The sequence below is a fragment of the Nonomuraea sp. B208 genome, assembly GCF_057536035.1.
Genome location: NZ_BAAJOU010000027.1, coordinates 805,153 through 819,577 on the forward strand (window position 1 = coordinate 805,153; position 14,425 = coordinate 819,577).

The 14,425-nt window shown below is 70.7% G+C and carries 12 protein-coding genes; 7 read left to right on the plus strand and 5 right to left on the minus strand.

From position 1 onward, the window contains the following. Positions 1-7: 7 nt before the first annotated feature. The gene (locus tag AC27IY_RS35445) at positions 8-1,021 is read right to left on the minus strand and encodes a hydroxyacid dehydrogenase (RefSeq protein WP_487180659.1); all 1,014 of its coding nucleotides are present in this window, start codon (positions 1,019-1,021) and stop codon (positions 8-10) included. A 202-nt stretch (positions 1,022-1,223) separates the two neighbouring features. On the opposite strand from AC27IY_RS35445, the gene AC27IY_RS35450 reads away from it, so the two are divergent. The 4 genes from AC27IY_RS35450 (at position 1,224) to AC27IY_RS35465 (ending at position 5,965) form a co-directional block, all read left to right on the plus strand. Continuing rightward, positions 1,224-2,192 carry an ABC transporter permease gene (locus tag AC27IY_RS35450; protein ID WP_487180798.1) on the plus strand — a complete coding sequence of 323 codons (969 nt, stop codon included), beginning with the start codon at positions 1,224-1,226 and terminating at the stop codon, positions 2,190-2,192. Further along, positions 2,189-3,079, plus strand: a complete 891-nt coding sequence (locus AC27IY_RS35455; RefSeq protein ID WP_487180660.1) for a carbohydrate ABC transporter permease — start codon at positions 2,189-2,191, stop codon at positions 3,077-3,079. The genes AC27IY_RS35450 and AC27IY_RS35455 overlap by 4 nt, the downstream gene beginning before the upstream one ends. 20 nt (positions 3,080-3,099) lie before the next feature. Continuing rightward, entirely contained in the window at positions 3,100-4,752 is a 1,653-nt protein-coding gene (locus AC27IY_RS35460; RefSeq protein ID WP_487180661.1) for an extracellular solute-binding protein, read from the plus strand. 130 nt (positions 4,753-4,882) lie between these two features. Beyond that, entirely contained in the window at positions 4,883-5,965 is a 1,083-nt protein-coding gene (locus AC27IY_RS35465; protein WP_423449689.1) for a LacI family DNA-binding transcriptional regulator, read from the plus strand. Between the two features lie 13 nt (positions 5,966-5,978). On the opposite strand, the gene AC27IY_RS35470 is transcribed toward AC27IY_RS35465, so the two are convergent. From AC27IY_RS35470 to AC27IY_RS35480, 3 genes are all read right to left on the minus strand, one after another. Next, positions 5,979-6,689, minus strand: a complete 711-nt coding sequence (locus tag AC27IY_RS35470) for an endonuclease/exonuclease/phosphatase family protein (protein WP_487180662.1) — start codon at positions 6,687-6,689, stop codon at positions 5,979-5,981. An 83-nt stretch (positions 6,690-6,772) separates the two neighbouring features. Next, positions 6,773-9,490 carry an exo-rhamnogalacturonan lyase family protein gene (locus tag AC27IY_RS35475; RefSeq protein ID WP_487180664.1) on the minus strand — a complete coding sequence of 906 codons (2,718 nt, stop codon included), beginning with the start codon at positions 9,488-9,490 and terminating at the stop codon, positions 6,773-6,775. A gap of 31 nt (positions 9,491-9,521) precedes the next feature. After that, positions 9,522-11,321, minus strand: coding sequence for a rhamnogalacturonan lyase family protein (locus AC27IY_RS35480; protein WP_487180665.1), 1,800 nt, complete (start codon positions 11,319-11,321; stop codon positions 9,522-9,524). Between the two features lie 374 nt (positions 11,322-11,695). On the opposite strand from AC27IY_RS35480, the gene AC27IY_RS35485 reads away from it, so the two are divergent. Next, positions 11,696-12,733, plus strand: coding sequence for a rhamnogalacturonan acetylesterase (locus AC27IY_RS35485; RefSeq protein ID WP_487180666.1), 1,038 nt, complete (start codon positions 11,696-11,698; stop codon positions 12,731-12,733). An 86-nt stretch (positions 12,734-12,819) separates the two neighbouring features. On the opposite strand, the gene AC27IY_RS35490 is transcribed toward AC27IY_RS35485, so the two are convergent. Beyond that, positions 12,820-13,362 (minus strand): cyclophilin-like fold protein, encoded by a 543-nt coding sequence (locus AC27IY_RS35490; RefSeq protein ID WP_487180667.1) that lies wholly within the window; start codon positions 13,360-13,362, stop codon positions 12,820-12,822. Between the two features lie 102 nt (positions 13,363-13,464). On the opposite strand from AC27IY_RS35490, the gene AC27IY_RS35495 reads away from it, so the two are divergent. Both AC27IY_RS35495 and AC27IY_RS35500 read left to right on the plus strand, forming a co-directional pair. Beyond that, on the plus strand, positions 13,465-14,247 hold the full coding sequence (locus AC27IY_RS35495; protein ID WP_487180668.1) for a helix-turn-helix domain-containing protein: 783 nt from the start codon (positions 13,465-13,467) through the stop codon (positions 14,245-14,247). Next, a complete protein-coding gene (locus AC27IY_RS35500) occupies positions 14,244-14,375 on the plus strand; it encodes a hypothetical protein (protein ID WP_487180669.1) in 132 nt (43 codons plus the stop codon). The genes AC27IY_RS35495 and AC27IY_RS35500 overlap by 4 nt, the downstream gene beginning before the upstream one ends. Positions 14,376-14,425 lie beyond the last annotated feature (50 nt).

Consider the following 14,425-nt stretch of genomic DNA (forward strand, 5'->3'; position numbering starts at 1 on the left):
TCCGACCTCACGCGATGTAGGGAAGTTGCGCCGGCTCGACCTGTCCGAGCAGCGGCACACCGTTGACGAACCTGCCGACCTCGGCCACCGCGAACTCGCCGAGCCTGCGCATCTCACGCCCCTGCGCACCGGCCAGGTGCGGAGTGACGAGGACGTTCGGCAGGGCGAAGAGCGGATGCCCCGGTGGCAGCGGTTCGGGGTCGGTCACGTCGAGGATGGCGGAGATCCGGCCCGTGGCGCACGCCGCGGTCAGCGCCTCGGTGTCGATCAACGAGCCGCGGGCGGTGTTGACGACGACGGCGCCGTCCGGCAGCAGGGCGAGCCTGCGGGCGTCGAGCATGTGGCGGGTCTCGGGCAGGGCGGGGGCGTGCACGGTGACGAGGTCGCCGCGGCGGCAGAGCTCGTCCAGGCTCACCGGCTCGACGCCGAGGGCCGCGGCTTCGGCCGTGCTCACGTGGGGGTCGTACAGCAGCGTCTCCACGTCGAAGGCCCGCAGACGCCGCAGCACCAGCCGGCCGATCCGGGAGGCGCCGATCACGCCCACCGTGCAGTCGTGCAGGCCGGTGCCGTCGCCGGAGAGCCAGTCCCTGGGGCCGTCCTCGCGGGCGGCGGCGTAGCGCCGGGCGCGGGTGAAGGCGCGCTTGGCGCCCAGGACGAGCATGGCGAGTGTGTAGTCGGCCACCGGGACGGCGTTGGCGTCGGCCGCCGAGGACACGACGATGCCCCTGTCGTACACGGCGGGAGCGACGCGGGCCTTGACGGTGCCGGCGGCGTGGACGACGGCCCGCAGCCGGGGCGCGGCCGCCAGCACCGCCTCGTCGACGCGCGGGCCTCCCCAGCCGGTGAGCAGGATGTTCGCCTCCGCCAACGCGGCGGCGGCCTCCGGTCCCTCGAACGAGGTGAAGGTGGTCGCCGGGTCGATGTCGGCCAGTTGCCGTAACCGGGTGAGCAGATCGGCCGGGAAGACGTCGCCGAACGCCCAGGGGGCGATGGCGAAGACCGCGACGGGTCGCCGTAGCACGGATCAGCTCCTATGAGACGTGGGACATCCATGTAAACGCTTCCTCAGTTCGAGGTAACTGTACGAGATCACCTCCCCCATCACAACGCTCTCTGTCCAGGAAGACTCCCTGGAACCGCTATTGACGGTCCTATGTAACCGCTTTATGTTGATGAACATTCTGTTTCGAGCTGGGCACGCGAGAGAGGCGTAGCACGTGAGCATGACGCGGGTCCGCAGCGACACCGGCGCGGCCAGCCCGCCCACCGAGAGGACAGGGACGGCGCACAACCGCTTGCGCCGCATCCGCGCCGACCGCGTGCTGCTGCTCATCGCGGTGCCGGGCCTGGTGTACTTCCTGGTCTTCCACTACGGCGCGATGTTCGGCAACGTGCTGGCGTTCATGGACTACGTCCCGTTCCTCGGGATCTCGGGCAGCGAGTGGGTGGGCCTGGCGCACTTCGAGCGCATGCTCACCGACCCCGGGTTCTGGAACGCGGTGCGCAACACCCTGACGATCGCCGTCCTGCAACTGGTGTTCTTCTTCCCTGCCCCGCTGGCGCTGGCCCTGCTGCTGCACAGCATCGTCGGCGACACGGTCAGGAAGTTCGTGCAGAGCGTGGTCTACCTGCCGCACTTCCTGTCGTGGGTGATCGTGCTGGCGCTGTTCCAGCAGATGCTCGGCGGCGCGGGCGTGGTCAACGGCTGGCTGTCCGACCTGGGCGCGGGCAGCATCTCGATCATCGGGAACCCGGACGCGTACGGGCCGCTGGTGGTCGCCCAGCTCGTCTGGAAGGAGTGCGGCTGGGCCACCATCATCTTCCTGGCCGCGCTGTCGCAGGTCGACGAGCAGCAGTACGAGGCCGCCGCCATCGACGGCGCGAGCTGGGGCCGCCGCCTGTGGCACGTCACCCTGCCCGCCATCCGCCCGGTCATCGTGCTGCTGCTGGTGCTGCGCCTGGGCGAGTTCCTGTCGATCGGGTTCGAGCAGTTCTTCCTGCAACGCCAGTCGGTCGGCCCGGAGACCGGCGAGGTGCTGGAGACGTTCGTCTACTTCACCGCCTTCGCGGGCGGCGACTTCGGCTACGCCGCCGCCGTCGGCCTGTTCAAGGGCGTGATCGGCGTCGTCCTCATCCACACCGCCAACAAAGTGGCGCACCGGCTCGGCGAGCAGGGGGTTTACAAGGCATGAGCACCACCACGCAAGCGCCCGCCTGGATGGGCCGCCCCACCGTCGCCATCCGCGCGCTGAAGGCGGTCGCGCTGAGCGTCGTCGTGCTGCTGGTGCTCTTCCCGCTGTGGACGGTGCTGGCCACCAGCCTGGCGAGCCCGCAGAACGTCATCGACAACGGCGGCTGGGTGATCTGGCCGACCGAGTTCTCCTTCGACGCCTACGGCGACATCCTGGCCGGCGGCATCATCACCCGCGCCCTGGTCATCAGCACCGGCATCACGCTGGTCGGCACGGCTCTGAGCCTGGCCTGCACCATCGCGCTGGCGTACACGCTGAGCCGGCCGAAGGTCTACGGAGGCAAGCCGATGCTGCTGCTGGTGCTGTTCACGTTCCTGTTCCCGCCCGGCATGGTGCCGCTGTTCCTGGTCGTGCAGAGCGCCGGCCTGGTGGACAACTACGCGGCGCTGATCCTGCCGTTCCTGATCAACGTGTTCAACCTGGTCGTGATGCGCGGCTTCTTCCAGTCGATCCCGCAGGAGCTGATCGACGCCGCCCGCATGGACGGCGCCGGCGAGCTGGCGATCCTGCGCAAGGTCGTGCTGCCGCTGTCCAAGGCGGTCATCGCGGTGATCGGCCTGTTCTACGCGGTCTCGTACTGGAACCGCTTCTTCGAGGCGATCATCTACTTCAACGACCAGAGCAAATGGCCGATCGGCACCGTGCTGCGCCAGTACGTCACCGGCGGCGCCTCCCTGTCCGAGACGGCGGGCGAGATGGCCACGGCCTCGCCGCAGTCGGTCCAGATGGCCGTCGTCATCCTGGCCACCCTGCCGATCGTGTGCGTGTACCCGTTCCTGCAGCGCTACTTCGCCAAGGGCGTGCTCACGGGCGCGCTCAAGGCCTGACCCCCCGAAGGAACCTCGTCATGGACAACATCATGAACCGTCGCGGCCTGCTCAGGATGGCCGGCGCGGGAGCCCTCGGCCTGGCCGCCGCACCCCTGCTGTCCGCCTGTGGCGGCAGTGGCGGCGGCTCGGGCACCGGCGGCGTCTCCAACGCGGGCAAGCAGCTGGCGCCGTGGCCGACCTACGTGCCCTTCGCCGGGCCGAAGCCGGACGCGCCCGGCGACGACACCGGCGTGCAGCCGCTCTACCTGACGTACCCGGAGACGCTGACGCAGTCGGTCGACGACACCGTCGGCGACGGCTCGAAGGTGACCGCGCTGGTCGTGACGTACGGCCCGCCGCCCGCGCCCGTCGCCCAGAACCGGTACTGGCAGGCGATCAACAAGGCGCTCAACGTCGACCTGCAGGTGACCGTCATCCCCGACCCCGAGTACGGCCAGAAGATGACCACCCTGATGGCCTCGGGCAGCGACCTGCCGGACATCATCATGTTCACCAACCTGGCGCTGCCGCACTCCCTGGAGTTCATCCAGGCCCGGTGCGCCGATCTGTCGGAGTTCGTCGCGGGTGACGCCGTCAGGCAGTACCCGAACCTGGCCAACATCCCCACCTACGCCTGGAAGGGCATGGGACGGATCAACGGCAAGATCTACGGCATCCCGCTGGAGCGACCCATGCCGGCCAACAGCCTGTTCGTCAACCGCACGGCCATGAACGAGGCCGGCATCCCCAAGGACTGGACCGCCGAGCAGTACCTGGACGCGATGAAGGAGCTCAGCGGCGAGCGCAAGTGGGGGCTCGGCTGGTACAAGACGCTCTTCACCGGTCTGGGGTGCATCACCTACCACGCCGGCGCGCTCGGCGCGCCCAACATCTGGGCGGTCTCGGGCGGCCAGTTCACCTCGACGATCACCACCCCGCAGTTCGAGCAGGCCATCGACGTCATGCGCAAGCTGGTGGAGGCCGAGTCGGTGCATCCCGACAGCCTGACCGTCAGCTCCACCGACATGCAGAGCTACTTCTACAACGGCACGGTCGCCTCCTCCCAGGACGGCTTCGGGTCGTTGTCGCCGACCACCCTCACCAAGATCAACGGCAGGTACGAGCTCGACCTGGGCCGCCCGTACAGCCCGGCGGCCACGCCCTGGCAGAGCGCCGGCATGTTCGGCTACGTCACCCTCAAGAAGGCCCCCGCCGACCGGATCAAACTGCTGCTGCGCATCAGCGACTACCTCAGCGCCCCGTTCGGCACCAAGGAGTACGAGCTGGCCAACTACGGCGTCGAGGGCGTGCACTTCACCAAGGAGGACGGCGGCATCAAGACCACCGACCTCTACCAGACCGAGAACAACAACACCCTCCCCTTCCGCTACATCGGCGCCGCGCCGTCGGTCCTCTACCTCCCCGGCCACCCGGAGACGGCCAAGGCCACCTACGAGTGGCAGCAGGCGACGCTGCCGAAGAGCGTCCCCAATCCCGGTCAGGGGCTGCGTTCGGCCACCCAGGTGAGCAAGGGCGCCCAGCTGAACCAGATCCTCGGGGACGGCATCGCGGCCATCGCCTTCGGCCGCAAACCGCTGTCGGCCTGGAAGGACGTCGTCGCCCAGTGGAAGCAGACCGGCGGCGACCAGATGGCCAGGGAGTTGGCCGAGGAGTACGCGGCGAACCAGTGACGCCCGCCCGACGGCCGGGTGCAACCGCTTCCACCCGGCACCCGGAGAGGTACGATTTGACACCTCCGCAGGGGAGCGAAACGATCGATGCAACCGGTTTACCAGCCATAGACCTGACAGGTGAGGGTGCATGTCCCGGCGCGCGACATCCGAGGGTGAGGACCGGCGGGCGGTGACGATCCGCGACGTGGCCGCCCACGCCGGCGTGTCCGTCGCCACGGTCTCCCGCATCCTGTCCGGCTCCTACCCCAGCGCCCCCGCCACCCGCAGCAAGGTCATGAAGGCGGTCCGCGAGCTCGACTACGTCGCCAACGCCAACGCCCGCGGCCTGGCCGGGGCCCGCAGCCGCAGCGTCGCCATCATCGTCACCTCCGTCGTGTCACCCCACTACGCGCACGTCGCCCAGGGCGTCCAGACCCAGGCCGCCCTCGAAGGCAAGCTCTGCATCGTCGGCACCACCGGCGGCGACCCCGAGCGCGAGCTCGCCACGGTCCAGCTCATGCGGCAGGAACAGGCCGAATGCGTGATCCTCGTCGGCAACGTCGTCAACAACGACGCCTACCGCGAGCGCATGGCCGACTACGCCCGCGCCCTGGCCGCCGCCGGCTCCCAGCTCGTCCTGTGCGGCCGCCCCACGCTGGGCCCCGACGTGCCCGCCCTCGTCGTCGAGTACGACAACACCGGCGGCGCCTACGCCATCACCAGCCACCTGCTCTCGGCCGGCCATCGGCGCATCCTGTTCCTCGGCCGCCGGGAGGGCTACACCACGCCCGACAGCCGCGTCGCCGGCTACCGCCGGGCCCTGGCCGACTTCCACGTCGCCCACGACCCCGGTCTGGAGATCGACGGCACCATGGAGCGCAGCGAGGGCTACCGCATGATCCGGGAGCGCCTCGCGGCGGGACCGGCCGACTTCACCGCCGTGTTCGCCGGCAACGACCTCCTCGCGGCCGGCGCCCGGCAGGCGCTGCGCGAGCACGGGCTGCGGGTGCCCGACGACATCTCCATGGTCGGCTTCGACGACCTGCCCACCGCCGCCGACATCGACCTCACCACCGTCCACGTGCCCCACGAGGAGCTCGGCCGCACGGCCGTCCGCATGGCGCTGGAACGCGGGTCGGGCGAGGCCGGCACGGGCCACGTCATGCTCGGCACGCACATCGTCGTGCGCGACTCGGTCCGCACGCTGAAGCCCGCGCCACCGCGGGAGTGACTCCCGGCGCCGTTCAGGCGGTCACCCTCGCACGCACGAGATTGTGGTCCGACAGGCCGTCCGCGTTCTCGACGGCCGCGTCGCCGGCCTCGCCTCCGCGTACGACCACGTGGTCGATGAACGGCGACTTCGCGCCCTCCGTGCGCGGCCGGGTCGGCAGCGCGTCCGGCGGGAGGTCCGCGACGGTGAACGCGGGGCCGAGGCCGGCGAGCACGGCGGCCCGGTCGGTGTTGAAGTCACCGAGCAGGACGACCGGCTCCGGCGAGGCGGCGGCCAGCTCCGAAAGGCGTTCCAGCTGACGCGCGCTCCGTTCACCGGAGCTCACGTGGACGGCGATCACGAGAATCCCGGCGGTCCGGACGGCGAGCAGGCCCTTGCCCGGATCCTCCTCGAAGGGTTCGGCGGCGACCTGGCGGGCCGGTCCGTCCACCGCCAGCACGAGGTGTTCCCGCGGATCGTCGAGGGGGGAGGCGCCGTTGCGCGGTGCCGGGACACGCGGATAGGTCAGGGCGTGAACCGTCCGGCCGGGCAGGGCACGACGCAGGGCGGCCAGCTGGTCCCCGCTGACCTCCTGCAAGGCGATGACCTGCTCGGCGCGGCCGGCGAGCCGTGCCGAGACGGCGGCGATCCGCTCCGGCTCGTCCGGCCAGCGCGCCGGGATGTCCGCACCCCAGTTCTCCGCGTGGATGCGGTGCAGAACGTTCCAGGTCATCACGGTGATCATGAGTCGTCATCCTACTGAGGCACGGAGTCGAGATCCGCCGGGGGCCGCCGGCACCGGTTCCGGCGGACCGCGGCACGATCACCTCAGATGTGCTCCCCGACCAGGGCGAGGCACTGGAAGACGGCCAGGCCGTACTGCGCGCTGGCGTTCGTCGACAGATTCGCCTCGTCCACGGGGTTCAGCACGGCGGACCCCTCGACCCGCCGCGAGGCGAACGGGTGGTTGTCGGGGTAGCCGGCGTGGCCGGTGCGCAGCTCCTGCCAGGCACGCTTGGCGAGGGCCTGGTCGTTCAGCTGCACGGCCGCGTACGCGGTGGCCCGCGAGTAGGCCTGCCGGAGGTTGAGGTTGCCCCAGTCGGCGCCGGTGGCCTCCTTCTGCTCGGCCTTGGTCGCGTTGTAGAGGCGGCAGAACTCCACCCACTTCGCCTTCACGGCCTGGTCGTCGATCAGGCCGATCAGCTCGGTCATGACCTCGATGAGCCCGAAGACGGAGCTGAGGCTGCCGATGCTCACCGACTTCTCCGTCATCGGGGCGAAGCGGCCGTCGGCCAGGTTGTACGTGACGTCCCCGCCCTGCACCCAGCCGTTGGGCAGCGCCGCGATCGTGGTGGCGCCGTTGACCAGCTTGGTGCGGGCGATCGGGTCGCCGCCCCGCTCCCACTCCGTCAGCCACGCCATCGCCAGGGAGCCCCAGTCGGTGGTGGTTCCGACGCCGAGCGCCTTGGGGTCCGGGTCGAACGGCCGGCCGCCCAGTTTGCGTACGGGGTCGAGCACGAGGAAGCTGCGGTCGGAGTCGATCAGGTCGTGCAGCACGTCGCCGATCCGCTCGTCGGCCGTGAGGAAGTAGTAGAAGCGCTTGTAACCGGCGTTGCTGATGCGCACCTGCTTGGCGCTGTCGCCCCAGTGCATGACGCCGTGCCGGGTGCCCAGGCCGCGCCATTTGCCGAGGTGGTACATGTCCACCTCGCTGGTGTGGCGGGTCATCGCCTCGGCGAAGCGGAACGCCTGCGCGTCCCCGGTGCGCAGGTAGTGGTACCAGAGCCACAGGTCGGTGGACAGCTCGGAGTTGTCCCAGGCGTAGCCGCCGACGTCGTAGCTCCACACGTGCCGGTCGCCGTCGTAGCTGTGCATGATGTCGCCGTAGTCCCAGAAGCCGTACCAGGAGCGCTGGTCCACCTGCTCGCGGTGGTACTTGTGCACCAGGTCGAGCCTGTCCTCCAGCGCCGCCTTGGCCGGGACCGACCGGTCCACCGGTGACCAGGAGCCGAACACGCCGGCCGCGTGGTTGTGCTGAGGCGGGCTGATCAGCAGGGGCGGGGTGGCGTTGGCGTCGGCGAGCCGGGCGAAGCGCTCGCTCGCCGGGGTGGCCTCCAGCGCCCAGAACGTCAGCTCGGTGGTGCGCGCGACACCGTACGGGGTGCCGAAGCCGGGCTCGTAGTCCTCGTAAGTGATCTCCAAGGCGTCGAGCTGCTCCGGGTAGGTGTCCTGGCCCATGCCGTCGTGGTAGAACCGCAGGTCCATCGCGCCCGCCCGGGGCGACCACATCCACACGGTGGCCTGCGCCTCGTCGGAGGCGGCGCCGGTGATCTCCAGCTCGGTCGGGCAGAGCTGCCAGAAGTTCCGCATGCCGAACGCCAGCCCGCCGGTCGGCCCGCCGACGTAGGCGAGCCCGGCGGCCCGGCGCCCGCCGTCCACGCGCACCCACGAGTGGCCTTCCTTGGTGCGCTTGTGGATCTCGAAGCCGTGCGCGTTGAGCTGGCTCAGCCGGTGGTCGCCCCAGGCCGGGATCCAGTGCAGGCGCGTGGTGACGCGTTGGTCCCAGGTGGCCGGGTCGGGGGTGGCCTTGCCCTGGTACTGGGCCTGCCGGACGGCCTGGCCGGGGTCGCGGCGCAGGCCGGTGACGCCGCGTACGGCCTCGGCCAGCACGCCGTCGCCCTCGCCCGCGAAGCGCACGTGCCGGTCGTGCAGCTCGCCCCGCATCGGCACGGCGAAGCGCACGCCCAGGCCGTTGACGAAGTCCTTGCCCTCGTCGCCGTCGTAGACGAAGGTGTGCACCACGCGGATCGCGTCGGAGCCCGCGTACAGGTAGAACCGCACCGTGAACGGCAGCCACTCGCGCCGCCCCTTCTTGTGCCTGCCCTCCACCTTGACCACCGCCCGGACGGGGCCGCTCTGCTCGACCTTCACCGACGAGACGTGGCCGGTGAACGACTCGGTCTTGCCGGCCTCCTCGGGCTTGTCCTGGCGGGAGGCGATGAGGCGGCCGTCCTTGGCGACGACGGTCGCGCCCCGCGTGATCGACTTGACGAGGTGCTCGCCCGAGCGCCCGAACACCACGGTGATCACCCCGGTGTCCACGGTGACCTGGCCGCCGGCGGTCCTGACGACCACCGGCTTCGCGGGCTGCGCGGCCGTTCCCGCGGCGAGCCGGTACGTCCGCGCGCGCGGCTCGGCCCCGCTCACCGCGTGCGCGGTCCACTTCACCGAGCCGTCCGGCCAGAAGCCGATCGGCCACGACTGCACCGGCACCTGGGCGCCCGCCTCGGTGGTGAGGGTGAACTGCTGCTCGGGCGCGAACGCGCCGCGCGGCCACGGCACGCCCCACGTCGTACCGCCGGTCACCTCGGCGGGGGCCCCGCCTTCGAGCCAGGTCAGGGTGATCGGGTCATGCCCCTTCAGATCCACGGGCGCGGCCGTCGGGGTGGCCTGTGCCGCAGCAGGACTGGCACCGCGGAAGGCCAGCGCCGCCGCGGCGCCCGCCGCCGTGGTGGCCAGCATGGACCGCCGGCTGATTTCAACCACGAGAATCGAACTCCTTCCGTACGACAGGGGATCAGTAGCTGATGTTCGGCCGGGGCGGCGTGGTCATGCCGTTGCCGAGGTAGTAGTCGACGTGGTGGTCCTGCAGGTAGCCCTTGACGGTCAGGTCGTTGCGGTAGGCCGGGTTGTGGGCGAGCGTGTAGAGCCGGGTGGCGGTCGGCCTGTCGGTGGTGAAGACGAGCAGCTCGTCGTACTCGGGAGTGGTCATCACCACCTCCTCGCGCCAGTCGCCGAGGATGTCGCCGATCAGCGCGGGATACTGCGTGCCGTTGTTGGTCGCGCCGAAGTTCCAGGTGGTCACCTGCCGTGACACGCCCCCCGTCGCGGGGTCCCACTTCTCGATCCGGCCGTCGTTGAACAGCTCCGTGGTCAGGTCGCCGTCCCAGAGCACGCTCAGATGCGGCCAGGGGCCGGTGGCCTGGGTGAGCGTGTTGGTGCGGGCGTTGTAGACGCCGGAGAACGACCAGACCTCCATGCCCAGGTGGCGCGGGTCGATGTCGGCGGCCATGCCGCGTCCGACGTCGCCGACGCCGGCCTCGACGTGCTGCCAGAGCATGTTGCCGTTCTTGGCGCCGTAGTAGTACTCGCGCAGGCCGCTCGGGTTGTCCTGCTGCACGCCGTACCCCTCCAGGCCGGCCCGGCGGGGGTCCATGTCGGCGACGTGCCAGCGGTCGCCGTGCACGACCCCCTCGTCGGCCAGGCTGTAGCGCAGGGTGCCGTCGCCGTTGAGCGCGAACCCGATCTCGGCGATCTCGTCATCGCCGTCCTGGTCCAGGTCGATGATGCGGGTGTTGTGCCCGTCGGGGGCGGCCTGCGAGCCGCGCAGCCACTTCCACTGCCTGCTCAGCGTGCCGCCGGAGAGCTTCCACGCGGTGTACATGAGGTTGAAGCCGCCGTTGCCGACCCGGTTCTTCATGTACGCGACCAGGCTCGGCGTCACACCGTCCAGGTAGCCGACGCCGAGGCGGGCCCCCATCGGGCCGTCGGCGAGGTAGTCGGTCGGCACGGGGGCGCTCGCCCGCAGCGCGCCGGTCCGGCCGTCGAGGATGGCGATGGCCTGGTGGGTGTCGCTCGGCAGGCCGGTGTACGTCGTGCCGTTGCCGAAGACCACGCCGTTGGCGATGCGTACCGCCACCTCCGCCCGGCCGTCGCTGTCGAGGTCGTGGACCGTGACGCCGTCCCAGTGGCCCACGTCGACGGTGGACGAGCCGGGCTCGATGTTGTCCTGGTCGGTGCTGTTCGGCCCCAGATTCACCGACCAGAGGAAGGCGCCGTCGTTGCGGTAGGCCTCGATCGTCTGGGGTGAGGTCTGACGATCGAGCACGTAGTCGTACTCCCCGTCGCCGTTGAGGTCGCCCACCCAGACGAACTTCACCGGCCCGCCCGCGCGCAGGGGGACGCGGACGACGGGTTCGGTGGCGTGGCCGGCGCTCAGCGTGAAGGCGGCGCTCGGCGCCTGCTCGGCGCCGTCGACCACCGGCCGGACGCGGTAGCTGTTGGCCTTGGTGAGGTCGGCCGTGGAGTCGGTGTAGTTGGTGCCGCCGGTCAGGACGGAGGAGTTGAGCTTGACGTACGAGCCGCCGGCGGTGGACCGGTAGACGTTGAAGCCGATCCCGTCAGGGTCCAGCCCCAGCAGCCGCCAGGTCACCAGCACGTTCGTGCTGCTGGAACGCACGGCCACGACGCCGCGCCCCAGGTTCTCCATCGGACGTGCGGCCGCTTGGTGCGTGAGGGCCGCGGCGTCCGCGGGCGCGGTCAGCGCCGTACAGGCGAGCAGAACGACGACAGCTCGATGTCGGCGTAAGGCATGCATGAACGTCTCCTTGTCACGAGGGGGGAGCCGGTCACCGATCCGGCCGGGAGCAGAGGAGATGATGCGGCTCGTCGAAACTCTTACGAGTTGAACCGTTTACGTGGATGTCATCGGACCATAGGCAGGAACGCCAGTCAAGCCTCACCCTGACGCGGCCCTGCGCATCCCGCCCGCGCGACGTCGCCGAGCAGCCCTGAACAGGGCTTCAACGCAGAATAGGAGACAGGAAGCAGCACGCCATCCTGCCGCGCACCACCCCCGAATCCACGCCACCTGCTTGCACATCCCCCGAGAAACCGTTTAAATCCGGGTGTCCACCACGAGCCCCGCGACTTGTTCGCAAGCCACTGGAAAGCGCTTACCCAAGGAGCCCAGTGAGACAACGCCGCCCCCTGCTCGCCGTCGCCGCCCTGCTCACCCCGTTACTCATCGGCTCCCCCGCCCTGGCCGACGGACCTCCCCCACTGCCGTACGAGGACCTGGCGTCCCACTGCACCGGCACGTCACCCATCGTCTGCACGTTCGACGTCCCCACCGGCAACTACGACGTGACGGTCGTGCTCGGCGACGCCCAGGTCGCCGCACAGACCTCCGTGCACGCCGAGGCCCGACGCTCGATGGTGCCGCTCACCGCCACGGAACCGGGCGCGTTCGCTCGCCGCAGCTTCACCGTCAACGTCCGCGAGCCCGAGGGCGAGCCCACCGGCCCGCTCGGCACGCCCGGCCTGACCCTGACCTTCGACGGCCCCGCCCCGCACGTCGCCAGGATCAAGGTGGCCCCCGCCCGCCGCGTCCGCCAGCTCTTCATCGCCGGCGACTCCACCGCCTGCGACCAGAGCAGCCACCCCTACTACGGCTGGGGACAGGCGCTGCCCTCCTTCCTCGGCCGGGGCCTCTCCGTCGTCAACCACGCCGACAGCGGCGAGAGCAGCGTCACCTTCCGCGACGGCGAGGCGTTCTTCCCCGCGATGAAGCCCCGCATCCAGCGCGGCGACCTCGTCCTCATCCAGTTCGGCCACAACGACAAGACCACCACCGCCGAGGACTTCCGCGCCAACCTCTCGGCCATGGTCGCCGGCGTACGCGAGCAGGGCGGCCGGCCCGTGCTGGTCACCTCCGTCGTGCGCCGCCGCTTCCAGGGCACCCAGCTCAACGACCTCGGCCTCATCATCCACGGCGACGTGAACCTGCCCGCCGAGACCCGAGCGGTCGCCGCCGCCGAGAACGTCCCGCTCATCGACCTCACCGCCCGCACCGAGCAACTCGTCGAGTCCCTCGGCCCCGAGGGCTCCAAGCCGATCTACCTCACCGACGTCAACGGCGACAACACCCACCTGTCCGAGTACGGCGCCCACCAGTACGCGGCACTCGCCGTCGAGGAGCTGCGCGCAGCCCACCTCATCCACCCGTGACCGGGGCGGGACGGCGCGAATGTCAGCCGGTTTCCCTGGACCATCGAACCGAGGAAGGGGACGAGCAACCCGGGGCGCGCCGTCCTCTACCTCGATCCGCTGCCGACCGGCTCGATCCGGACCGTGAGACGCCGGCCCGCGCGGGAAAGGTCGTCCAGACCGGCCTCGACGACGCCGAGCCGGACCAGCCCCGGATCGGGCACCGTCTGGCCGAGGTCGTCGTAGTAGACGGCGATCATCCCGCTCACGGGCCAGAAGTAGATGCCACCCGCGGCGGGATCGTGAACCGGCGTACCGCCTCCCCCGGCCGTGAGCGGTCGCGGCAGCGGCCCCGCCTTCGCCTGCCCCCACGCGTCCGCCAGTTGCACGGTCAACGGGAGCATCGCGGTGAGCTGCCGCGACACCATCGTGTCGGTCAACCTCGCGGCGACGACGTGATCGCCGAACCGCAGCACCACGGGCACCCCCGACCCGGCGCCCGCCACGCGGGGCGACGACACCGGCAGCGTCCTCGTCCCGGCACCCAGCGGGCCTGCCGGCGCCGAGCACCCCGCCAGGAGGCCGGCCAGCAGACAGGCCGCCAGGCGGCGGATCCCAGCGGCGGCGGCCGCGATCACAACCTCGCTCATGGCAGCCAGCACACCCGCACCAGCCCGGGCGAGGAAGTCTCGGCTGATGGGTGTACTCCCAGTACATCCCACGTGCCGCAGAGCCTGACGTACCGTTGCGGCATGGACAACCGGTCCGAAGTGCGGGCATTCCTCACCTCGCGCCGCGCCAAGATCACCCCCGGTCAGGCGGGCCTGCCCGTAGCCGGGCGACGACGCGTTCCCGGCCTCCGGCGCAGCGAGGTCGCCGCCCTGGCCGGGATGAGCGTGGAGTACTACGCCAAGCTCGAACGCGGCCACCTGGCCGGAGTCTCGGCCGGCGTCCTCGACGCGCTCGCCCGCGCCCTGCACCTGGACGACGCCGAACGCGCCCACCTGCTGCGCCTCGCGCACGAGGCCGACGGCAGCAACGCCATCCTGCGCCGGCGCCGGCTCAAGCAGCCGACCGCACGGCCCACCCTCCAGTGGATGCTCGACGCCATCGCCACCGCCCCGGCGATCATCGGCAACCACCGCTCCGACCTGCTGGCCGCCAACCACCTGGGCCGGGCCCTGTACAGCGATCTGTACAGCGATCTGTACGCCGACCCGACCCGGCCGCCGAACTTCGCCCGCTTCACCTTCCTCGACAGCGCGGCACGCCGCTTCTTCCCCGACTGGGACCTGGCCGCCGACATGACCGTGGCCAACCTGCGCACCGCCGCCGGCCAGGACCCGCACGACAAGGGCCTGCACGACCTGGTCGGGGAGCTGTCCACCCGCAGCGACGACTTCCGCCGCCGATGGGCGGCCCACAACGTCCGCACCCACGGCACCGGCGTCAAGCACTTCCGCCACCACCTCGTCGGCGACCTCACCCTCACCTACGAGAGCATGGACCTGCGCGCCGAGCCGGCCTGTCCATGACGATCTACACCGCCGAACCCGGCTCCCCGTCCGAGGACGCGCTACGCCTGCTCGCCTCCTGGTCCGCCACCCAAGAACACCCCGAGCGCCCCCAGGACACGGGCCACCCTCGGATGGGACGCCCCTGACGCGACCGTCGCCGTGGATCGTCACGACGTGAGCCGATTGCCCGATTCAT